This is a genomic window from Marinifilum caeruleilacunae (assembly GCF_013141825.1).
Lineage (GTDB): Bacteria > Bacteroidota > Bacteroidia > Bacteroidales > Marinifilaceae > Marinifilum > Marinifilum caeruleilacunae.
In genome coordinates this window covers 74,054-98,039 of record NZ_RZNH01000008.1, presented here as the reverse complement: position 1 = coordinate 98,039, position 23,986 = coordinate 74,054, and the positions used below count along the sequence as shown (strand labels likewise).

Sequence of the window (23,986 nt, the reverse complement as noted above, 5' to 3'; positions counted from 1 at the left end):
CTTGCTTTATTAATCGATTCAGAATTGAAAACAGATGAAAATGAAAAATTTATATAGATTATTTGCACTTGTAGTAGCGGTATGTTTTGTATTTACTGCCAGTGCACAAGTTGATCGTACCAAAGCTCCAGCAGCAGGTCCGGCTCCAAAAGTACAATTGGGAGACTATGATAGTTTTACCCTAAAAAATGGAATGAAAGTATTGGTTGTAGAAAATCATAAACTACCACAAGTAGGTTTTGCGATTTCTTTATTGAACGACCCAATTGCAGAAGGCGATAAAGCGGGCTATCTATCGATAATGGGACAATTGCTTGACCGCGGTACCACAAACAGAACTTCAAATGAAATTGCTGAGGAAATTGATTTTATTGGTGCAGAATTAGGAGCATCTTCTTCAGGAATTAATGCAGGTGGTTTGTCAAGATATAAGGAAAAGATTCTTGAACTTATGGCTGATGTTTTATTGAACCCAACTTTTCCACAGGAAGAGTTTGATAAAATTGTAAAGCAAACTTTATCAGGCCTGGAGGCGAACAAGACTGATCCTAAGTCTATGGCTGGTAATATGAGAAGCAGAGTTCTTTACCCAGCTGATCACCCATATGGTGATGTGCTAACAGAAGAGACAGTAAAGAGTATTACTGTTGCTGATTGTAAGAAGCATTATGAGACCTATTTTAAGCCAAATAAAGCCTTAATGGCAATCGTAGGTGATATCACTACAAAAGAGGCAAAAAAACTAGTTAAAAAGTATTTTGGAGAGTGGGAAGCTGCAGAGGTTCCATCTCACAAATATGAATTGCCTGCGAAAATGGAAGGTAAGCGTGTTGTTTTAGCAAACAAAGATGCTGCTCCTCAATCATTGGTTCGCATTTATAACTCATTCGAGTTGAAAAAAGGTAATCCTGATGAGATTCCTGCCAAGGTAATGAACTCGATGTTAGGCCGTGGTTTTTCTGGTTTGTTAATGAAAAACTTAAGAGAAGACAAAGCTTATACTTATGGAGCTGGTTCCAGAATTTACGCAGACAGACTTGTAGGTGGTTTCTACACAAGTTCGGAAGTAAAAGCTGAAGTAACTGATAGCGCCTTGATGGAAATGGTTGTTGAGTTGGATCGTATCAGAGATACAAAATTGACTCAGGATCACCTAAACATGACAAAAGCTACAATGGCTGGTGATTTTGCAAGATCACTTGAAGATCCAGGAACAATTGCACAATTTGCTATGTCGATTGAGCGTTACAATTTGCCTGCAGATTACTATGCAACTTATCTTGAAAAACTAGATAAGGTAACCTTGGAAGATGTACAGGCAATGGCGCAGAAATACATCGATCCTAACAATGCAGTATACCTTGTTGTGGGTGATAAGAAATACAAAACTCAATTGGCAAAGCTTGACTCTGATGGTGTTGTTGAAGAGTTCGACTACAAAGGTGATGTAGTTAAGGAAGATCCTAACGCAATTCCAGAAGGTTTAACTTGTGAATCGGTAATCGATAGCTACGTTGCTGCCATTGGTGGAAAAGAAAAGTGGGAAGCTGTAAAAGAAATTAGCATCAAAGGTCAGATGAAAATGGGCCCAATGAGTATCGATGTTGAAACAGCACAGAAGAACAATGAGAAGTTCTGTATGAAAATGACCATGAACGGACAAGTAATGCAAGCAATGTATTTCAACGGAACTACCGGTAGAGTTGAAGCTCAAGGTCAGCAAATGCCTGCCAATGAAACACAGTTAAAAGCCTTTAAAAAGCAAGCTATAGTGTGCCCTGAACTTACAATGGCAGAACAAGGATATGAGATGAAAATTGTTGGAGCAGAAAAAGTTGACGGAGAAAAAGCATACAAGCTTGAGGTTAAAGATGATGAAGGAAATACGAGATATGACTTCTTTAATGCAAATACAGGTTTAAAAGTAAAAACTGTAGCACAGCAGCAAGGAATGAGCATGATCATGTTATACAAAGACTACAAAGAGGTAGATGGAATCAAATATCCATTCCAAACCATTACTAAAATGGGACCTCAGGAAATGCCTTTAACCATTACCGAATTACAGGTAAACAAAGGTATCGATGATGCGATCTTTAACTAGAATGCATTAGCTCATAATCAGGAAAGGCTGCTTAGGCAGCCTTTTTTTATATGTGATGTGGTTGTTGTTGAGGGATTTAAAGATTTTCTTGCTTATTTAGAATCAAATATTCTTAAAATTACCCATTATTTCTTTGCGGATTAAAAATAATGTCTACCTTTGCACTCCGATTCGGGAGTGTAGTGGTTAGGCACGTTGAACGAATCGAAATTTCAATATGAATTGTATAAGGTTTTAGGGTTAAAAAAGTTTCGTATTGGAAATCATTTTGGGTTAGAAAAAGGCAGGTGGGGACCTGCCTTTTTGTTTTTATTACTTTTCGTAAAAATGCATCTCTTTTAGATAGTTATAGGCTGATTCAGGCATGAAAAATGGGATCTCCTTCTTCTCTTTTATTGCCTCACGAATAAAGCTTGATGATATCTCCATTAAAGGAGCTTTAATCAAATGAATTGTCCCATTTAAAGCCACTTCTTCATCCTTGAATCCTGGTCGGGGATACACATATAAATCGTGTTCTTTTAGAATCAATTCATAGTTTTTCCACTTTTCGAAGCTTTTTAGGTTGTCCGAACCCATAATCAAAGAAAAATCGTATTCCTGATGCTTTTCTTTTAAATAAGTTAAAGTGTCAATGGTGTAGGATGGTTTGGGTAATCCAAACTCAATATTCGAAGCTTTAAGTTTAGGGTATTTCTCGATTGAACGATTCACCAACTCCAAGCGGTGGTAATCGCTAAGCAAACTCCCTTTCTGCTTGAAAGGGTTCTGAGGACTTACCACAAACCAGATCTGATCTAAATCGGAGTATTCGGCCATATAGTTAGCAATGGCCAAATGTCCAATGTGAATGGGATTGAATGATCCGAAATATAATCCGATTTTTAACTTCATACTATTTGTTAATGAAATCACTTAAAGTATTCTCAGCCTCTTGTAAGGCATCCTCAAGCTTATCGTTTATAATTACCTTATCAAACTGATCGGCAAAGCTCAATTCAAATTTAAACTTTTTGATTCTTTCGGCAATTACCTCTTCTGTGTCTGTATTTCGTCCTCTTAATCGTTTCTCAAGTTCCTCTATCGAAGGTGGCTGAATAAATACTGCTAAAGCATCATCCTTATAATATTTCTTGATGTTTACACCACCAACAACATCAACATCAAACACAACATTATTGCCTTGATTTCTGATGCGGTCAATTTCACTTTTTAGCGTTCCATAATAGCATCCTTCATATACTTCTTCCCACTCCAGGAACTCATCATTTGCTATTTTTTGCTGAAACTCCTCGGTACTTAAAAAGTAGTAATCTTTGCCATGTACTTCCGATCCTCTGCTGGCACGACTTGTTGCCGAAACAGAAAACTCAAGATTAAAATCCTGTTCTAATAAATGGCGAACAATTGTGGTTTTACCAGAACCACTAGGGGCCGAAAAAATGAATAATTTACCCGACATATTTAGCTGTGTGTTGTTTTTTTAAATTTATAAAAAAGCGCAGAGTTTATTACCCTACGCTTCTGTTGATTTTCGTATATTTCTTATAAGACGTTCAGAAGTTGTTCTTTGATTTTTTCCAACTCGTCTTTCATTTGTATCACGATTTTCTGGATGTCAGAATCGTTGGCCTTTGAACCCAGAGTATTGATTTCCCGACCAATTTCCTGGGCGATAAAACCAAGTTTTTTACCGATAGAATTGCCGTTCTGAGCCGTTTCGATAAAGTATTTACAATGATTTGCCAAACGAACCTTTTCCTCGGTAATGTCTAATTTTTCAAGGTAATAGATAATTTCCTGTTCGAATCGATTCTTATCTACATTTTGCTTTTCAACAAAATCTTTTAAGTTGTCGTTGATTCTTGTCTTTACCGTCTCAATTCGATTTGTTTCGTATTGAGGCACCTCTTCCAATAGTTTTTCAATATTGGCAATTCGCTCAAAAATATCTTCCTGAAGCGCATCTCCTTCTTGTTTTCTGAATGAATTCAGATCGGCAACGGCAGATTTGAATCCTGCAAAAATCTGGTTCCATTCTTCTTCATCCAATTCCTGATGTTCAGTTTTTAGAGCATCAGGCAGTTTTACAATGGTTTGAAGAATAGGTTCCTTGTCCATTGGAATGCCAAGATCTGCAGAAAGTTCAGATAATTGCTGGTAGTAGGCTTCAACAATTGGCTTGTTGATTTTGGTTTCCTTATCGGTTCCAACACTTTCAATAAAAATAGAAAGCTCAACCTTACCACGTTCCAGTTGATTTTTGATTTCGTTCCTAAGAACCAAATCTTTTTCCTTGTAAAGGTTAGGGATTCTGGTATTTATATCCAGCTGCTTGCTGTTTAGAGACTTAATTTCGATGGAAACCTTTTTGTTTTCCAATTCTAGAGTGGCTTTACCAAAGCCGGTCATCGATATTAACATATTCGAAATATTTATTTCCGCAAAGGTAAAAGATTGCAGTGGATTTACAAACTAATTGGATAGTAGGAATCAAGCTTTGTTGGCAACAACCGATTTAGTTTTCCATTTTCCGGTTAAATAATACAAATAGGAGAGAAGTGCTCCCATAGACCAACCAATAGGAATAGACCACCAAATACCGGTTTCTCCTATTTCTGCAGAAAGAAAATAAGCTCCCGGAATTCTAATTATCCACAAAGAAAACAAAGTGATGAACATGGGAATTAAAGTATCGCCAGCACCTCGTAATACACCGTTGGTGGTAAATAGGGTAGAGAAAAGTAAATAAAATGAACTTACAATAATGAGGTATTTTTCACCAATGACTATTACATTCGGATCGGTGGTAAACATTTTCATGAGCTGACTACCAAATACCACAATAATAATGGTCATTAAAATGCAGAACAGGTTCGACATGAGAAATGTTGCCTTGAATCCTTTCCTTACCCGCTCGATTTTATTTGCACCCAAATTTTGTCCCACAAAAGCTGCAACGGCCTGCGAAAAATTCATGGCAGGCATCATGGCCAAAGAATCAATTCTTCCTGCAGCTGTATATGCAGCAATCACATCTGTTCCAAAAGTGTTCACAATTCCCAGCAAAGCCATCATTCCAAGGGCAACAAAGGTGTGTTGAACTCCCGATGGCAATCCAATTTTTAAGCTTTTGAGAAACAAATCTTTATCGAAACCCAGTTTAAACAATGAAAACTTCATGATTTTGTGGGTGCGATTCAAATAAATAATACCACTTACAAATGCTCCTCCCTGGGCGATAACCGTAGCCCAGGCTGCACCAGCAATTCCCCATTTAAATACCATTACAAAAAGAACGTCGAACAGGATATTAAACAAAGAAGCGATGATTAAAAAGTAGAGTGGTGTTTTTGAATCGCCAAGGCCTCGCAGTACAGAACTTGTTCCATTAAAACCAAAAAACAGAATCATACCTGCCATATAAACATTAAGGTAGGTAGTGGCTTGTGGAATCAGTTCTACTGGTAGCTGTAACAACATGAAAAGTTCTTCGCTATAGTAAATTCCAAAAATAGAAGCGAAGATTCCTGCTACAAAAAGGAAAATGTACATGGTGTCGATGGACCGCTTTACGCTCCCAATATCTTTTGCACCATAAAATTGTGAGATGACAATCGAAAATCCCGAGCCAATACCAATTAGCAAAGCAATTAAAGTAAAAATAATGGGAAAGGATGCGCCAACAGATGCCAGTGCCTCTTTGCCCAAAACTTTTCCAACAATAATGCTATCAACAACATTGTAAAGTTGTTGAAACACATTACCCAAAAGCATTGGCAAGGTAAAATTGAAAATAAGTTTGCTTACGTTTCCGCTTGTAAAATCTTTCATTCAGCTTTTTTGTAGAACTACAAAGCTCTCAATTTTATCTGCATTCTCAAAAAAAACGCGAATGTTTAACAGAAGTTTACCATTAAGCACGCTCGCTCAATTCAAGCCATCTTAATTCTTTTTCATCAATCAGATTGATAACCTCCTCAATGCGACTTGCTTTCTGCATCAAATCTTCGTTCGATAAAGATCCTGAACTCATGGCCGTTTCCAATTCTTCTTTCTCAGCGTTTAATGTTTCTAAATCTACCTCCAATTGCTCAAATTCTCTCTTTTCGTTAAAGGATAGTTTCTTGGCAGTATTGTTCGATTTTGGTTTTTCTTTTTTGACCTTGGCAGGCTTTTCAATTTTTTTCAGTTCCTTCTCTTCTTCGGCAATTGTATCCCTGTATATGGTATAGTTACCGGGGAAATTCCTGATTTTACCCATTCCTTCGAATGCAAACATTTGGTCTACAACCTTATCCATAAAGTAACGGTCGTGCGATACAATAATCAAACAACCTTTAAAATTCATCAGATACTCTTCCAGTACATTTAAGGTCATGATATCCAAATCGTTGGTAGGCTCATCTAAAATCAGGAAATTCGGATTTTTCATTAAAACCGTCATTAGATACAAACGACGCTTTTCGCCACCACTTAATTTGGATACATAGTTGTACTGCGTTTTAGGTGGAAACAGGAAGTATTCCAGGAATTGTGAGGCCGACATTACCTTACCATTGCCCAAATCAATAGATTCTGCAATATCTTTGATAACATCAATAATCCTTTCGTTTTCGTTAATGGTTATTCCATCTTGTTTGTAATACCCATAAACTACAGTTTCACCAATTTCTATGCTTCCGGCGTCTGGCTCCATGTTTCGGGTAATAATGTTTAGGAAGGTTGATTTTCCCGTACCATTCTTACCTACAATACCGATTTTTTCACCTCGCTGGAATTTGTAACTAAAATCTTCAAGAATTTTTAAGTCACCAAAGCTTTTGTACAAACCCTCCAGTTCTAAAATTTTCTTTCCCAGTCGAGCTGATTTAATATCCAGATCCATGCTATCTTCCTTAAAACCGGAAGCTGCCTTTTTCTTCAGTTCATAAAAAGCATCGATACGGTACTTTGCCTTCGTTCCTCTTGCCTGGGGCATTCTACGCATCCACTCCTGTTCAGTTTTTAGCAGTTTTTGTGCTTTACCAACTTCAGCATTCAGGTTTTCAATTCTCTCGGCTCTTTTATCCAGGTAGTACGAATAGTTTCCTTTATAGGTATAAATGGAATTGGCATCCATTTCAATAATTTCATTGCAAACACGATCGAGAAAGTAACGGTCGTGAGTCACCATCAGCAAAGTTCCCTTCGACTTGTTCAAATATTCTTCCAACCACTCAATCATTTCAAGGTCCAAATGGTTGGTAGGCTCATCAAGAATCAAAAAATCAGGATCAGTAATCAGGACCTTAGCCAACCCAACTCTCTTTTTCTGACCACCCGAAAGCTGACCAACAACCTGGTCGAAATTCGTAATTTTTAGCTTCGACAGAATTTGCTTTACCTTGTTTTCGTAATCCCAGGCTTTGTACTGATCCATTTTTTCAAGAATCTCTGTCATCTTTTCCTGATCGTCTTCGCTAATCGCCTTTTCGTATTCACGAATTACGGAAAGAATAGGATCATCCGAATTGAAAACTTCATTCAGTACAGTGTTGCTATTGTCCAGATCCGGGTTTTGTTGCAGGTAAGCCAATTTGATATCATTGCGAAAAATTACATCTCCGGTATCCTGCGAGTCGGTTCCGGCAATAATGTTTAGAAGGGAAGTTTTACCAGTACCATTTTTTGCAATTAGTGCAATTTTTTGCCCCTGTCCAACACCAAAGCCTATGCCTTCAAATAAAGTTAAATCTCCGTAACTTTTGCTAAGGTTCTCAACCTGTAAATATGATATCATTTTCTTCTTTGCTAAAATTGTGAATGCAAATTTAAGAATTCAGCTTAATAATTCATCTATTAAAAATAACACATGGAATTTTAACCACGAATTCACTAATGTTAGGTTTGCTTTCTTATTATATTTATGTTTATTTTAAGAGTGTTATTATATTCTCTAAATGAAAACATTATTCTCTTCTAAATATGTCATCAATATTCTTTAAAAATGAGAGCTATAAAATAATAGGAGCTTGTATGGAAGTTCACAATTATTTAGGATCTGGCTTCTTGGAAATAGTTTATAAGGATGCATTAGAGGTGGAGTTTGCGAAGCGGAAAATACCTTATGAACGCGAAAAAGAATACACTGTACAATATAAAGGCAAATTACTTCCTCGTAAATATATTGCAGATTTTGTAGTGTATGACAGAATAATACTTGAAATCAAAGCTGTATCCGCAATTCATGAGAATTACCTGGCTCAAGCTCTTAACTATCTTGCTGTATCTAAAGAAAGACTGGCTTTGGTAGTCAATTTTGGCGAATCACAGCTTAAATATCAACGAGTAATTAAATGAACACAAATTGTTTGCTTTGCAAACGATTCGTGAATTCGTGGTTAATTAATTTTTGGATTTTATCCTTATTGTGAATTGTTAGAAAAATTTATGTTTTAATTAATGTTCAATTATCATCCGATCTCAAAAACTTACTTTTCTCGATGTAAATAAGATTATTCATGATAGTTTATTAATTTCGTTGGTTCGCAATTGTAAAAACAGAAATAATATGCGCAAAAAAGAAAGGTTCGAAAAGGTGATTGCATGGTTTCAGGAAAATATGCCTATTGCCGAAACCGAATTGCATTATACAAATCCGTACGAGCTGTTGGTGGCTGTCATTTTATCAGCACAATGTACCGATAAAAGAGTCAATCAGATTACACCTCCATTGTTCGAGAAATATCCAACAGCCTTCGACTTGTCTCATGCAAGTCAGGATCAGATTTTCGACCTGATTCGATCCTGCTCTTATCCCAACAATAAGGCAAAACACCTATTGGGAATGGCAAAAATGTTGGTAGAAGATTTTAAAGAAGTGGTTCCCGATGATGTAAAGGAGCTACAAAAACTACCTGGTGTCGGAAGAAAAACAGCAAATGTAATTGCATCGGTTGTGTACGATAAGCCTGCTATGGCCGTAGATACTCATGTTTTTAGAGTATCGGAAAGACTGGGTTTAACTACCAAATCAAAATCTCCCTTAGAAACCGAAAAGGTTTTGGTAAGTTATTTTCCCGAAGAGTTAATTGCAACAGCTCATCATTGGTTAATTCTGCATGGCAGATATGTTTGCCTGGCCCGAAAACCCAAGTGCAAGCCATGCGGATTAAAAGATTACTGTCGATACTTCCAAAGAGAAGAAAAGAAGAAAGAAAAGAAATAAAAAAAAAGCCTCGTTTGAGGCTTTTTTTTTATAAATCTGAGTTCGATTATAAGAACATTAGAAGACTAACTGCCATTACTGCCATTCCAGCTATTAAACCGTAAATAGCATTGTGGTGTTCGCCATACTCCTCAGCCGTAGGCAAGAGTTCATCAAGCGATATAAATACCATAATACCGGCTACACCTCCAAACAAGACACCAAATATGGTGTTGTTTAGTCCAAGAACTGTATAAATCAGGATAAATCCAATTAAAGCACCAATTGGTTCGGCTAAGCCAGATAGAAATGAGTAAAAGAAGGCTTTCTTTTTACTACCAGTAGCATAATAAATTGGAACGGAGACTGCAATTCCTTCTGGTACATTGTGAATCGCAATGGCAACAGCAATTGGAATCGCAATGGTAGGATCTGATAGGGCAGCAGCAAAAGTTGCTAAACCTTCCGGAAAATTGTGTATGGCAATTGCTAAGGCGGAGAATACTCCCATTCGCATCAGCTTTTTGTTTTTGATTTTTGCCTCGTCCAGATCTTCAATCTTTTTTACCTCATGTGGGTTTTCAAAAGAAGGAATCAACTTATCGATGATGGCAATAAATAGTATCCCTCCAAAAAAAGAAATTACCGTGTACCAGGTTCCTGCTACTTCTCCATAATCGGTAATCAGGGCATCTTTGGCTTTTTGAAAAATCTCTACAAGAGATACATAAATCATTACACCAGCAGAAAAGCCTAACGATAAGGATAAAAATTTGGTGTTTGTGCGTTTCGCAAAGAATGCAATAGCACTACCAATACCTGTTGCCAGACCAGCAAATAAAGTCATTCCAAAGGCAATGGCAACAGTTGAAGTAGAATATTCAAATTCCATATAATTGATTTAAGTCTGTTTAATTGTTTTTTTGATTGAGTAAATATAATAATTAAATGGAATAATTCTAAATAAGAATTTAAGATGTTAACATCTTGATTTGATTGAAAGCAAATTGTAAATTTAATCTAGTTCATTATTAGTGTTTTATAAATTTTTAAAAAAAGGTTAATTATGGCTTATGTAATTTCAGACGATTGTACGGCTTGTGGCTCTTGTATCAATGAATGTCCGGTGGATGCAATCTCGGAAGGTGATATTTATGTTATCGATCCAGATACATGTATTGATTGTGCTGCTTGCGCCGAAGTATGCCCTGTTGAGGCAATCTCGGAAGGGGAGTAATTGATCTAATTGACTGAATATTTGAGAGGAATCTAAAAAGGTTTCTCTTTTTTTTTGCATTTTATGAAAAAAAAATGATAAATTTAGGTAGGGTAAATTAAAAGTTAATAATCTAATAATTATAAGGCACTATTTTTTAATGTTAAATCTAGCCAGAATCTGTAGGGGACATCTGGAGTGCCATAAACAATTCTACTAACCTATAAACTTTTATTATGCAGTTACTACACAATTCCGTTTAGCAAAAACTTACTATCGAAACATCGTGATTACATTTTTAATGTAGTCTTTGCCTCGTTATACCATTCATTTCCGGTCGACAGATGTGAATCATAACGATTGTTACCTAATCTCTTCAAGCTTTAAACCCAAAATCACCAAAAAAAAGTTCGAAAAATTTTAAACACGTACTTCTGATGTTGAATGCAAGAATGCATTAATATCAAGTACCCATTAAATCAGAAACTTACTATTTATATGTAGGAATGTTAGAACATACCTATAAGGATAGTTGTATGCCTTAAAATCAGGTATTAAAGCTTTATTATGTTGTCTTGAGAGGCAGAATCTCAAGAGTTTATAATGAAATACTAACTAAAAAAACAATTTCATGAAAAGACTGATATTCACTGTTTGTCTATTTATTATGTCGTTGCAACTGATAAATGCACAAACAAAACAAATTTCAGGTACTGTAAAAAGTTCAGACGATGGCATGGGAATGCCAGGAGTATCTGTAGTGATTAAAGGCACTACTTCAGGTACAAGTACCACTATAGATGGAGAGTACACAATTTCCGCAGAACCAACAGATTATATCGTATTTAGTTTTGTGGGAATGGTTACACAAGAGATTCTTGTTGGCGACCAAACTGTTATAGATGTAACATTAAACCCAGAAAGCATAGGGATGGACGAAGTCGTGGTTGTTGGATATGGTAAGCAAATTAAGTCAGAAATGACAGGTGCAGTTACAAAGGTAAGTGCAGAAAAAATGCAAGATGTACCAGTACCAAGTTTCGAATCTGCACTTCATGGTAAAACAGCAGGTGTTTTTATCGAGAAGGCCAGTGGTAAGCTTGGAGAAGCCATTAAAATGAGAGTTCGTGGGTCATCATCTATTTCAGCTGATAACCAACCATTATATGTACTTGACGGAATTCCAATTATCTCACAGGATCAGGGGATCGGAAATAACTCACCAACAAACCCATTGAATACGATCAACTTTAACGAGATTGAATCGATTCAAATCTTGAAGGATGCATCTGCAGCGGCAATTTATGGTTCCAGAGCGGCAAATGGGGTTGTAATCTTAACAAGTAAAAAAGGGAAAGAAGGAAAAACAAAAATTAACCTTAATTACTCAAAAGGTTTTAGCGAAGCAGCTAACAAAGTTGACTTTTTGAATGCAGCAGAATATCGCGAGTTATATGGTGAAGCAGCTGTAAATGCTGGTTATTTTGCTTCAATCGAAGATGCTTTTGCTGATGGATCATGGTTCCCAGGATGGTTACGTGACGGAGGCGAAGGTGTTGATGTTGACTGGCAAGATGAGGTTTTCAGAACAGGTAGTGTTGAAAATATTGATTTATCAGCTTCAGGTGGTAGCAAGAATACTCAGTTCTATGCTTCCTTCTCAAGAAACTACAACAAAGGGATTATTATCGAGAATGATTTTACCCGTACTGGTGGTAGATTGAATTTAGATCATACTGTAAATGAGAAATTGAAAATTGGTGTTAGCGGTAGTCTTGTTAAAACCGAGTTGGATCGTGTAGCAAATGATAACGCTTTCTCAACACCAATGCAGATGGTAGCTTTGGCTCCAGTGAACCCTACTCACGATCCTGAAACAGGAGAGTTGAACACACGTACCATTTATTACAATGGCTTGATTTCGGCAAGAGATAATTTTGTGAAACAAGAGGTTACAAGAACAATTGGAAACATGTATGCCCAGTATCAAATTCTACCTGAATTGAATTTCAGAACAGAATATGGTTTGGATAACTACAGTCAGTTAGAAACAAGTTTCCAGGGTAGAGAAACCAACGATGGTGCTCCTTCAGGAAATGCAAGTGTAAGAAATGTTAGATCTGTAAACCAGGTGTTCAATAACTATTTTACATTTAGTAAGGAGTTAAATCAAGATCATACCATTGAAACAACTTTAGGTATGACTTATGAAGAAACCAAAGATGACAACAGTACAGTTACGGCTATTGGTTTCCCTTCTGATGATTTCCAAACTTTAAATAGTGGAGCTGAGACTAGTTCATTTGGTGGTGTTAAGACAGAGTTTAGTTTCCTTTCATACTTTGTAAGAGCAAATTATAAATTCAAAGATAAGTACCTGGCTAATGGTAGTTTCCGTCGCGATGGTTCTTCTCGATTTGGTGAAGACAAGCGCTTTGGTAATTTCTATGCAGGTTCATTAGGTTGGATTATTTCCAGAGAAGAATTCCTTGCCAATCAAGATTGGTTAAGCTTCTTAAAACTAAGAGGTAGTTATGGTGTTGTTGGTAATGCAGGTATTTCAAACTTCGCTTCTCGTGGTTTGTATCAAGGTTCTTACTATACAACTTATACAGGTATCAGACCAACCCAGTTGCCAAATCCAGATTTGAAATGGGAAACCACTTCACAATTAGATATTGGATTGGATTTCGGTTTGTTTAATAATAGAATCAATGGTGAATTTGATGTTTATTACAAAAAAACCAAAGATTTATTATTGAATCAGCGATTGCCAGCAACTTCAGGTTTTACATCTATTACAAAGAATGTTGGAGAGCTTGAGAACAAAGGGATTGAATTCTCGATCAATACCAATAACCTAATTGGTGCATTCAAGTGGAATACTTCATTCAATATTTCTTTCAACAAGAATGAAATTACCAAATTACCTGGTGGTGATATCGTAGCTGGTGTAAACCGAGTAATGCAAGGTGAGTCAATTGGTGTTTTCTATACTCGTAAGTATGCAGGTGTAAACCCTGATAATGGTCGTGCACTGTATTACCTGGAAGAAGGAAGCAACGAAACAACTGATGACTATAATGCTGCAGCCAATATGGTGGTAGGTGATCCAAATCCTGACTTCGTTGGAGGTATTACAAATAGCTTCTCATACAAAGGTTTCGATTTAGATATCGTTATGGCATTTGTTTATGGCAATGATGTATACAATGGTGGTGGTCAATACCAGTCGAACCAGGCTTCTAGTTGGAAAGATAACCAAACCAGAGACCAGTTGAACAGATGGCAAAAACCAGGTGATATTACAGACGTACCACAAGCTTGGTTAGGTGGAAATCAGTATTCAGGTACCGACCCATCATCAAGATACTTGTCTGATGCTTCTTACCTACGTATTAAGAATGTAACTTTAGGATACAATTTCCCACAAAGCGTTCTAAATACTTTAAAACTTTCTAATCTTCGAGTTTATGTAACAGCTGTTAACCTTCATACATTTACTGATTACAAAGGTTGGGACCCTGAGGTGAACTTTGCTGGTGTTGGATTAGATCAAACCAACACGAACGTAATTCAAGGTAGAGATTTCTATACAGCACCACAGGCCAGAACAATCAGTTTTGGTGTAAATATAGGATTATAATTAGCTGAAGTTAAGTTTATATAAATAGAAAAATTATGAGAAAATATAAATTGATATATGTAATTGCATTTATGACTTTTCTAGGCTTATCCGCATGTGAGGATAAATTAGAATTAGATCCATATCAAAGCATAGATGCAGAAGAAACAAATACATCGGAGAAAGTACTGTTAACTGCAAATTCTGTTTATGAACGTATGCAGAATGCCGACCTTTTTGGTGCAAACATGAATTACTTCAGTGAGCTTTTAGGAAGATCATCAGACGTAAGTTGGGTAGGTACCTTTAATACCAAAAGAGAAATGGGGCGTAAGCTTCTTCTAATTAACAATGCTGATGTTCGTGATGTTTGGAGCGAAGCTTACTATACCATCAATATCTGTAATATTGTTTTAAGCAAATTAGATATCATCGAAGATGCAGACGATCGAAACAGGGTGGAAGCAGAAATGTTGGCAACTCGTGGATGGATCTATTTCGAATTGACCAGATTCTGGGGAAAACAATACGATACATCCGGAAGTAATTCACAATTAGCTGTGCCAATCCTGTTAGAGCCTGTAGAGGGTGAGGATGATGTTACCTATCCTGCCAGAAATACTGTTGGTGAAGTTTATACCAGGGTATTGTCTGACTTAACTGGTGCCGAAGCATTATTTGCTTCTTACCATACTGCTACTGGTGACAATCGCATGACTTTCTTAAATGTAAATGTTGTAAAAGCAGTATTGGCGAGAGTTTATCTTCAAATGGGCGACTATGCAAATGCTACCATCAAGGCGAACGATGTTATCGAAAGTGGTATGTATAACTTGGTTGATGCACCATTAAAAGCTTTCAATAATTCAAGTTATACTCCTGAAGACATTTTTGCATTGCAGCAAACTGCTTTGAGTAATGCAGGTGAATCAAATGCTGGTTTAACTACTCACTATGCTAGTTTATCTGGTAACGGTCGTGGTGATATGGAAATGACATCTGATTTTCTTGATTTATTTGAGATTGGTGACTTAAGAGGAGAGATAACAACTGACCTTGCTTCTTCAGCCTTAATTACTGATGTAAGTACCATGTATTATATTGGTGTTGGTCAATCTTCAAACAATGGTGGTATTAACACTGCCAAATATGGCGATGGTAAAAAGAATACTCCATTGATCCGTTTCGCAGAAATGTACCTAATTAGAGCAGAAGGTAACTTCGAAGAAGGAACTTCTCTGGGTGATACACCACTAAACGATATTAACAGAGTAAGAGCACGTTCCAATGCATCTGCTTATACCACTGTTAATCAAGATAATATTAGACAGGAAAGATATTTTGAATTGTGTTGGGAAGGATTCCGTTTACACGATTTAAGACGTTGGAATGTTAATATTTACAATCCAGATGATGATACTGAATCAATTGCTTACGATGCAGATCGTTTGGTTTTACCTGTACCAGAAAGAGAGTTAGAGGTTAACGACAACCTTGTGCAGAACTCTGGTTATTAATATACATCTATAAAATGAATTGGCTGTCTCATGATTGGGACAGCCTTTTTTTTTATTTTCTCAAAAAAGTTCATGAAAAAATGAAGTGTGATGAATTGAAGATCGAATTAAAGCGCTGAAATATAATAATATGAGCTTTCTAAAAGTGTAATTTATTTTTTATTTTGTCTAAATAATAAAAAAGCATTAAATTGAGTTTGGAAATCGATTTTTATAAGCTGATTTCCAATAGGGGCTTTACTTAAAAGAGAAAAGATTGAATCAAAAATTGACAAAGCGTTCAATTTTAAATTAGTGCTAACCATTACTAAAGTTCCTAAATCTTTAAAATCCACAAAACTATATTGGCCTTGGTAAATTGCCCTTAGGTAATTTAATTTCTGTGTTTTCGACATTACAGATTTTAAATTATTGTGCCCGGGTTCTATTCTCTTTAACGCCTTAGGCATTAATCCACCACCATTTTTAATATGCATCGATATTTTCATTGATATCGAGAACCATGTGCATAGATCAGATACAAGCATGTTGACGATAGTTTTTCTGCTATCCGATACCTTGCTTAGACCTGCTGTAATGGTTGGTGTTTAAGGATTACTTCTATTCAGGCAATGCCTGATTGTTACTAATGTAATTCTACAAAAAGTAAAATTTATGAAAAGACTGATATTTATTGTTTGTGCTGTTCTGATATCAATTCAATTGATAAATGCGCAAACAAAGCAGATTTCAGGTACTGTTACAAGTGCCGACGACGGCATGGGAATGCCAGGTGTATCGGTAGTAATAAAGGGAACAACTTCGGGAACCAGTACTGATATTGATGGAAAATATGCACTGGAAGCTCAGTCGACGGATGTATTGGTTTTTAGTTTTGTCGGTATGATTAGCCAGGAAATCCTGGTTGGTGAGCAAACTGTAATCAATGTATCCCTGGAAACAGAATCCATTGGCATGGATGAGGTAGTTGTTGTTGGTTACGGAACAGTAGATGAGAAACGACTGGTTCAGAATGTTGCGGTAATCGATGAGGAAACTCTGGAAAATTTAACAGCAACTTCTTCCCAGGAGTTACTGCAGGGTAGGGCCTCGGGAGTGCAAATGACGCAGTCTTCGGGAGTACTTGGAGCCTTTTCGGTGGTTCGTGTTCGTGGTGTGGGTTCCTTAACAGCCGGATCATCACCTCTGATTGTTGTAGATGGAGTTCCAATGAACGATGGAGCCGATTTTAACTACACCAATACACAAGGTGGTAACACTGGTTTGAATACCCTAATTGATATCAATCCGAATGATATTGAGTCGATGAATGTCTTAAAGGATGCATCTGCAACTGCAATTTACGGATCGAGAGGTGCCAATGGTGTAATTATCATTAAAACCAAAAGTGGATCGTACAACAAAGATGCTACCGTTACCGTAGATTTTTATACACAATGGACCGAATCGACCGACGAAATTAGCATGGCCAATGCCGATGAATATAGACAATATTTGGTTGATATTGGAGATGCAGCTAGCGTAGATGAACTACCACAGGGATCTTTCGATTGGCCTTCGGCAGTTACACAAACAGGTTTTTCTTATAATGCTGATGTTTCGGTTCGAGGTGGATCCGAACGCATTAAATATTATTTGGGTGTAACCTATTCCGATCAGGAAGGATTTGTGGTTGGCAATGAAATGCAACGAATCGGTGGACGTTTAAATTTTGAAGTGAAAGCCAAGGAGTATTTAAATGTTGGGGCGAATTTGAATATAAGTCAGAATAAAATCGACCGTGTAGGGCTTGAAAATTCAACCTTTGCACCAATGACATCGGCCTATCTTCAATATCCTTGGGTTGAGCCATACGATGAAAATGGTAATTATGTGAATACAGGATTTATTGCAAATGTAATTGCCATTGAAGATTTGGACCTCGATGATGTAACCTCGAAAAGAAGCTATGGTAACTTCTATGCAGAGTTGGATGTGATTGATGGTCTAAAATTGAAGACCGATTTTGGATTTGATCAGCTCTCGGTTGAGGAAACAGAACGTTCCTATGACATTAACTCATCAGGTGGTTACGGGTCGAACCGAATAGTGGAAGATTCAAAATGGTTGACAACTACAACAGCCAGTTTTGATAAACTGTTCGATGGTACACATCGAATTACAGCTTTGGGTGGGATTTCTTATGAAGAATCGACCCTGGGTAGAACATGGGTAGAAGGAACGAATTTTCCTTCTGATGACCTAAGAAATGTTGAGTCGGCTGCAGAGAAAACAACCACTTCTCATATTCGAAACAAGTGGTCGCTTTTCTCATTGTTCTCTAGAGTAGGATACAGTTATGCGGGTAAATATACATTCGAAGGTTCGTTAAGACGCGATGGTTCTTCACGTTTCGGACCTGACAACAAATATGGTACCTTTTGGTCGGTGGCCGGAGGATACACCATTACAGAGGAAGAGTTTATGCAAGACCTGGTACCGGGATTGGATTTCCTGAAACTGACCGCCAGTTATGGGGTATCTGGTAATGATAAAATTGGATACTATCCATCATTTTTCCTTTATACAGGTGGTAACGATGGAAATTATAATGGTACACCAGGATTGGTTCCCAGTCAGGCAGGTAATGCCGGCTTAAAATGGGAGGAAAACAAATCTTTGGATATCGGATTGCGTTCTCGATGGTTGAATGGTAAGATTCAATTTGATTTAACCTATTACCGAAAGGACATTTCAGATCTCTTAATCAATCAACCATTGACATACATTACCGGTTACGATGCCGTTGCTAAAAATGTAGGAGAGATGGAGAATAGTGGTATCGAGATCGATATCAATGCAACCATAATTAAAACTCCTGATTTGGAATGGAACGCCAATTTTAACATGACAACCGTTAATAATGAAATTACAGCTCTTCCGAATACGGGTACCGATGTGAACGATGATAATTTTATTGCCGGAACAAGCGCACAGCGTGCTGTAGTTGGAAGATCGGCCAACGAGTTTTACCTAATCAGGTATGCAGGCATCAACCCACAAACAGGTGATGCTGAATGGTTAACTGCCGATGGTCAGATTACAACCAATCCAACAAGTGACGACCGTGTATATGTTGGTAGTGCCCAACCAGATTTCTTTGGTGGATTTAGCACAACATTAAAATACAAAGGTTTTGATTTAAGTGGATTTTTCAATTACAGCTCGGGGAACAAGATTATGGTTGATGGATTTAGATTTACAGATCGCGCCACAGCTACATTTAATGTTCGAAAGAAAGTCTTGAACTATTGGCAGCAGCCTGGCGATAATGCATATGCTCCGTCTCCTTCTAGTTCTACAGCCGGAATATTTGCACAAAGATCGGATCTGTTCTTATTCAACGCATCCTATCTAAGAATGAAGAATTTGACATTAGGTTATACCATTCCTGAGTCTACTCTTAATTCTTTGGGAGGCTTTATTAAATCTGCCCGTTTCTATGTAACCATGAACAATGTGTTTACAATTAAGAGTGATGATCTGGAAGGTATCGATCCTGAAGTTACAGACGATACCAATCCTCTGGCACAAGGAGAAACATTCTTTACTCCTCCTCAATCGAAGTCCTATATTTTTGGATTAAGAGTAAGTTTTTAAATGTTGAACCTAATTCTTTGTAAAATGATGAAAAATGTAAAATATATATTACCAATACTCCTTGCAGTTATTTTTGTATTCCCTGCTTGCGACAATGAATTGGATTTGGTTCCGGAAGATGATGTTTCTCAGAATGTTATTTTCACCACAAGTCAGGGGGCTCAATTGGCTGTATTGGGATTGTACAGCAAATGTCAGGACGATGACGTTTTAAACGGCACACCGCAATCAATGGGAGAGTGGCATGCAGACAATGTAAGATTTGTAGGATCCTTTCCAACCTTCTTACAGGTTAGAGATTACACAATACTTGCTAACAATACTTCCATTCAGGAAGTGTGGCGAGACTGCTTTGAAGTTGTTATGGCAGCAAACTTTGTAATCGATGGTGTTCCCGCACTCGAAGAGGCAGGATTCGAAGAGGCTGATAAAAACTCTCTGATTGCTGAAGCTCGATTCATGCGGGCACTGATCTACTTTAATATGGCCAACTGGTTTTCGGCTCCAATTCAGCAAGATAACGGATCAAATGATTGTCTTCCAATTGTAGACTTCATTTTTACGGGAAGTACAACAGAATTCGAAATTCCAAGGTCTAGTTTGAGCGAGGTTCACGCCTTTATTGCAGCAGATTTGGATTTTGCGATCGCTAATTTGAGCGGAACCGATAGAACCATGGCTACCAGGGGGGCGGCCCAGGCTCTTAAAGCACGATTACACCTGTACAGGGGAGAGTGGTCTGATGCTGCTACACTGGCAAATACAGTAATTGGAGATTCTAATTTTGAATTGGCAGGAGACTATTCCTTCTTCCAAAACGAAGGCTCTAAGGAGCATATTTTTACTTTGGTAAATACTGCTGCCGATGGTCAAAATAGTGGAGAAGGTTTTTCTGGTTTGTTCAATCCTTCTCCTGAAGGACGTGGAGATGCACCATTTTCTGATTATCTGATCAATGCATTTGATACGGATAATGATTTGCGTTTTACGACACTTACCGAGCAAGGACCCGATGCACAGAATACCAATTCGTTCTTTACTACAAAGTATGTTGATGGAATTACAAATGCCGATAATGCTCCTGTGATTCGAATTACCGAAATGTACCTGACAAGAGCAGAGGCGAACTTTAGAGCTGGATCATCTACTGGAGCTGCTCCTCTGGATGATATCAATTTGCTACGGTCACGAGCTGGTTTGGCCGATTTGTCTGCCTTATCTCTCGATGACATACTCGATGAAAGAAGAAAAGAACTTTGTTTCGAAGGTCATCGAAGAATGGATTTATTAAGAAATGAGTTAGGATTAAGACCATCTGGTGATCCGAATTTTGCAGACGCAGCATTTGGAGCCAATAAAACCATATGGCCAATTCCTACCAGGGAAAGAGATTTAAATCCTCTTTTCACTCAAAATCCAGGATATTAATCAAAATAAAAAGGGACTCGTTAGAGTCCCTTTTTTATATTTTAGAATCCATTCAGTTCCATGGTTACTGTTGGAATTAGCAGTAATAATCCTAAAAGCAAGAGGATTACCATAAAACCACCAATCCATTTTACCCACTTATCGTAAGGGATTTTTGCAACACCTAACACTCCAATCAATACACCTGAAGTTGGGGTAATCATATTGGTAAAACCATCACCAAACTGGAAAGCCATAACCGTTGCCTGGCGCGATACTCCAATTAAATCGGAGAATTGCGACATCATTGGCATTGTTAATGCAGCTTTCGCTGATCCCGATGGGATAATCACATTGATGATATTTTGAATCAGATACATGATGGAAACAGATGCCATCTTACCAAAATCATTCATCGATTGTGAGATGTAGTAAAGGATGGAATCAATAATGTTTCCTTCTTCAAGAACAATTAAAATACCACCTGCCAAACCAACGATCATAGCAGCCGAAAGGATATCTCTCGATCCTTCAAGAAACAACTTGGTAATTTCATTGGCAGTATTGTTAAAGGCAATTCCCGAGAAAATACCCATTGCAAAGAATAAAGTAGCAATTTCCATGATGTACCAGCCATATCCCATAACACCAACAATCAGGTAAATTATGGTGAAAAGCAATAAATTCAGGATATAGAAGTGTACCGATTTCAGAAGAGAAAGCAAGCCTAGCAAAGCAAAGAGGATGGTCACAAATGGCAGAACGTAAGTTGTCATTTCAGAGTTACCCACCTTAAGAGTACTTTGTGGGTAATGGTAAGAGAATACCACCATTGTAATCAGCAGAATAAAATAAGTTACCCACGCCGACTTAGGTGTGTAAAACTCCAATTCTTCCATATCCGTATCGTTATGCTTTCTCCAGTATTCATCATCGGTATATACCAATGAAGCCTGTGGGTTTTTTCTGATTTTAGCGGCATATCTAAGAATAAATGCAAAACCTATTACATTAATAACTACCCAGCAAAATAGTCGGTATTCAATCCCCGAGAACAATGGCAGGTTCGATAATCCTTGTGCAATACCAATGGTGAACGGGTTTAGCAATGCTCCCGCAAACCCCAGGCCGGCAGCTACAAAACAGATGCACACACCAACGATAGAATCATATCCCATTTTAATGGACATCGGAACAAAGATGATAACAAAAGCGATGGTTTCTTCACTCATTCCAAATGTGGCACCAAAGGCACTAAACACCAGCATAATTAGCGTTAGAATGATATTGTTGACCCCAATTTTCCGAATGGTTTTATTCTTTTCCAGCTTTTGGGTAAATTTTAAGAAAGAGTAAATTCCAACATCAATGGATTTACTTGCGTTCATAATCCAGAATGCACCTCCAATTACCAGGATAAACATGATAATATCAGCTTTGTCAACAAATCCCTTAAAGAAAGATGAGAAAATTTCCCAACTTTGGCCCTGGCTTTCAATTTGTTGATAGGACCCCTGAACAATAACCTCACGGTCGGTTCCATTTACATTAACGGTTGTTCGCTCGAATTCACCTCCCGGAATAATCCAGGTTAATATTGCAGATAATACAACTATTGCAAAAACAATTACATAGGTGTGTGGTATCTTTTTAAACATATAGGTTGATTTAGTTTGTGTTTTGGTTTTTACCCCTTAAAATTGAATGCGTAAAAATAGGAAAATATGTACACAAATGGCGTTCTAAAATAATTTTAAAGAGCAGTCCGAAAAGGTTTGCAAATTGATCATTTTTACCTAATATTTGCATCGTAAAGTGAAAGAGTATGTGTGTGAATTAATGAATGAGTAAATGTGCTGATTTCAAGGAGGTAAACTAAAGTTTTAATCCTTTTTTTATCTGTATATTATAATCATTCTTAACTTTTTGCTACCTAATTGCTCATTATATCATTGCTAATTATTAATTGAAATACATATGAAGCTGTTAATAAGTAATATAAAAACTCTGGTTCAGGTTGAAGAAACGCCTAGGAAATGGGTTGCCGGAACCGATATGGCAAACTTGAATTGTATTGATGATGCCTATTTGCTGATTGAAGACGAGAAGATTTCTGATTTTGGTAAGATGGAAGATATGCCAAATTATGACGAAATGGATGGCTTCGATCATGTAGAAGAAATCGATGCTACAGGAAGAATGGTATTCCCATCTTTCTGCGATTCGCATACTCATTTGGTATATGCTGGAAGTCGCGAGATCGAATACACCGATAAGATTAAAGGCCTTTCGTATGAAGAGATTGCAAAACGTGGTGGTGGAATTCTAAATTCGGCCAAACGCATGCACGATGCTACTGAAGATGAATTGTACGAAGCAGCAATGGAACGTATCCATGAAATTATCAGCATGGGAACCGGAGCTGTTGAAATTAAAAGTGGCTATGGTTTGACAGTTGAAGATGAATTAAAAATGCTTCGCGTCATTAAGCGTATCAAAGAAACAACGCCTTTAACCATTAAGTCGAGCTTTTTGGGTGCTCACGCTGTTCCTGCCGAATACAGAGGTCGCCAGGGAGAATATGTTGATTTGGTGATTAATGAAATGATTCCACAGGTTGCAGCAGAAGATTTAGCAGATTATATCGATGTATTCTGTGATGAAGGATTCTTTACCGTTGAGGAAACCGATCGCATCCTAAATGCAGGAATGAAGCATGGTATGCGTCCTAAAATCCATGCCAATGAATTGGATTACTCCGGAGGAATTCAGGTAGGTGTAAAATACAATGCACTTTCGGTTGATCACCTTGAGTTTGTTGGAGAGGAAGAAATCAAGTGTTTGAAAGATTCTGAAACCATGCCAACAGTATTACCTGGTGCAGCTTTCTTCCTGAACATGGTTTGTTCGCCTGTTCGCGATATGATGAATGCAGGTTTACCAGTAGCTTTGGCATCGGATTTTAACCCGGGTTCATCTCCTTCAGGAAACATGAAGTTCATTATGTCATTGGCGTGTATCAACTACAAAATGTTGCCACAGGAAGCTGTTAATGCAACCACAATAAACTCTGCATATGCAATGGGTGTACAGGAAGAATTGGGAAGTATTGCTCGTGGTAAAATTGCCAATGTTTTCATCACCAAAGAAATTCCATCGGTAGAGTTTATGCCATATGCATATGGTAGCAATTTAATCGATGCTGTAATTTTGAGAGGTCAGAGATTGTAAAAACAACATAGAATATTTTATTGAAGACCTGATAGGATTTATTTCTGTCAGGTTTTTT

At 37.4% G+C, this 23,986-nt stretch carries 17 protein-coding genes; 9 read left to right on the top strand and 8 right to left on the bottom strand.

The window, feature by feature from the left end; all coding sequences use genetic code 11:
- The first annotated feature begins 40 nt into the window (after nt 1-40).
- Nucleotides 41-2,104 (top strand): insulinase family protein, encoded by a 2,064-nt coding sequence (locus ELS83_RS07050; protein ID WP_171594832.1) that lies wholly within the window; start codon nt 41-43, stop codon nt 2,102-2,104.
- Nucleotides 2,105-2,416: 312 nt separating this feature from the next.
- On the opposite strand, the gene nadD is transcribed toward ELS83_RS07050, so the two are convergent.
- The 5 genes from nadD to ELS83_RS07025 form a co-directional block, all read right to left on the bottom strand.
- Nucleotides 2,417-2,998 (bottom strand): nicotinate (nicotinamide) nucleotide adenylyltransferase, encoded by a 582-nt coding sequence (gene nadD / locus ELS83_RS07045; RefSeq protein ID WP_171594831.1) that lies wholly within the window; start codon nt 2,996-2,998, stop codon nt 2,417-2,419.
- A 1-nt stretch (nt 2,999) separates the two neighbouring features.
- Complete coding sequence (gmk, locus tag ELS83_RS07040; RefSeq protein WP_171594830.1) at nt 3,000-3,566, bottom strand: guanylate kinase; 567 nt, start codon at nt 3,564-3,566, stop codon at nt 3,000-3,002.
- Nucleotides 3,567-3,649: 83 nt separating this feature from the next.
- Nucleotides 3,650-4,528, bottom strand: a complete 879-nt coding sequence (locus ELS83_RS07035; protein ID WP_171594829.1) for a YicC/YloC family endoribonuclease — start codon at nt 4,526-4,528, stop codon at nt 3,650-3,652.
- A 69-nt stretch (nt 4,529-4,597) separates the two neighbouring features.
- Nucleotides 4,598-5,938 (bottom strand): MATE family efflux transporter, encoded by a 1,341-nt coding sequence (locus ELS83_RS07030; protein WP_171594828.1) that lies wholly within the window; start codon nt 5,936-5,938, stop codon nt 4,598-4,600.
- Between the two features lie 82 nt (nt 5,939-6,020).
- On the bottom strand, nt 6,021-7,886 hold the full coding sequence (locus ELS83_RS07025; protein WP_171594827.1) for an ABC-F family ATP-binding cassette domain-containing protein: 1,866 nt from the start codon (nt 7,884-7,886) through the stop codon (nt 6,021-6,023).
- Between the two features lie 185 nt (nt 7,887-8,071).
- Here ELS83_RS07025 and ELS83_RS07020 point away from each other — a divergent pair, with 185 nt between their 5' ends.
- Together ELS83_RS07020 and nth are read left to right on the top strand one after the other, a co-directional pair.
- The gene (locus tag ELS83_RS07020; RefSeq protein ID WP_171594826.1) at nt 8,072-8,446 is read left to right on the top strand and encodes a GxxExxY protein; all 375 of its coding nucleotides are present in this window, start codon (nt 8,072-8,074) and stop codon (nt 8,444-8,446) included.
- Between the two features lie 211 nt (nt 8,447-8,657).
- A complete protein-coding gene (gene nth, locus ELS83_RS07015) occupies nt 8,658-9,314 on the top strand; it encodes an endonuclease III (RefSeq protein WP_171594825.1) in 657 nt (218 codons plus the stop codon).
- 46 nt (nt 9,315-9,360) lie between these two features.
- Here nth and zupT read toward each other — a convergent pair whose 3' ends face one another.
- Entirely contained in the window at nt 9,361-10,185 is an 825-nt protein-coding gene (gene zupT, locus ELS83_RS07010; protein ID WP_171594824.1) for a zinc transporter ZupT, read from the bottom strand.
- Between the two features lie 174 nt (nt 10,186-10,359).
- Between zupT and ELS83_RS07005 the strand changes: the two genes are divergently transcribed.
- From ELS83_RS07005 to ELS83_RS06995, 3 genes are all read left to right on the top strand, one after another.
- Entirely contained in the window at nt 10,360-10,530 is a 171-nt protein-coding gene (locus tag ELS83_RS07005; RefSeq protein ID WP_152734316.1) for a DUF362 domain-containing protein, read from the top strand.
- A 610-nt stretch (nt 10,531-11,140) separates the two neighbouring features.
- Nucleotides 11,141-14,155, top strand: a complete 3,015-nt coding sequence (locus tag ELS83_RS07000) for a SusC/RagA family TonB-linked outer membrane protein (protein WP_171594823.1) — start codon at nt 11,141-11,143, stop codon at nt 14,153-14,155.
- 35 nt (nt 14,156-14,190) lie between these two features.
- On the top strand, nt 14,191-15,651 hold the full coding sequence (locus tag ELS83_RS06995) for a RagB/SusD family nutrient uptake outer membrane protein (RefSeq protein ID WP_171594822.1): 1,461 nt from the start codon (nt 14,191-14,193) through the stop codon (nt 15,649-15,651).
- Nucleotides 15,652-15,803: 152 nt separating this feature from the next.
- Here ELS83_RS06995 and ELS83_RS06990 read toward each other — a convergent pair whose 3' ends face one another.
- Nucleotides 15,804-16,127: a hypothetical protein gene (locus ELS83_RS06990; RefSeq protein ID WP_171594821.1), complete on the bottom strand. Its 324-nt coding sequence runs from the start codon at nt 16,125-16,127 to the stop codon at nt 15,804-15,806.
- A gap of 178 nt (nt 16,128-16,305) precedes the next feature.
- On the opposite strand from ELS83_RS06990, the gene ELS83_RS06985 reads away from it, so the two are divergent.
- Both ELS83_RS06985 and ELS83_RS06980 read left to right on the top strand, forming a co-directional pair.
- Complete coding sequence (locus tag ELS83_RS06985; protein WP_171594820.1) at nt 16,306-19,290, top strand: SusC/RagA family TonB-linked outer membrane protein; 2,985 nt, start codon at nt 16,306-16,308, stop codon at nt 19,288-19,290.
- Nucleotides 19,291-19,314: 24 nt separating this feature from the next.
- Complete coding sequence (locus ELS83_RS06980) at nt 19,315-20,718, top strand: RagB/SusD family nutrient uptake outer membrane protein (RefSeq protein WP_171594819.1); 1,404 nt, start codon at nt 19,315-19,317, stop codon at nt 20,716-20,718.
- Nucleotides 20,719-20,759: 41 nt separating this feature from the next.
- Here the strand turns inward: ELS83_RS06980 and ELS83_RS06975 are convergent, their stop codons facing one another.
- Complete coding sequence (locus ELS83_RS06975) at nt 20,760-22,355, bottom strand: YfcC family protein (RefSeq protein ID WP_171594818.1); 1,596 nt, start codon at nt 22,353-22,355, stop codon at nt 20,760-20,762.
- 319 nt (nt 22,356-22,674) lie between these two features.
- Here ELS83_RS06975 and hutI point away from each other — a divergent pair, with 319 nt between their 5' ends.
- A complete protein-coding gene (gene hutI / locus ELS83_RS06970) occupies nt 22,675-23,928 on the top strand; it encodes an imidazolonepropionase (protein ID WP_171594817.1) in 1,254 nt (417 codons plus the stop codon).
- Nucleotides 23,929-23,986 lie beyond the last annotated feature (58 nt).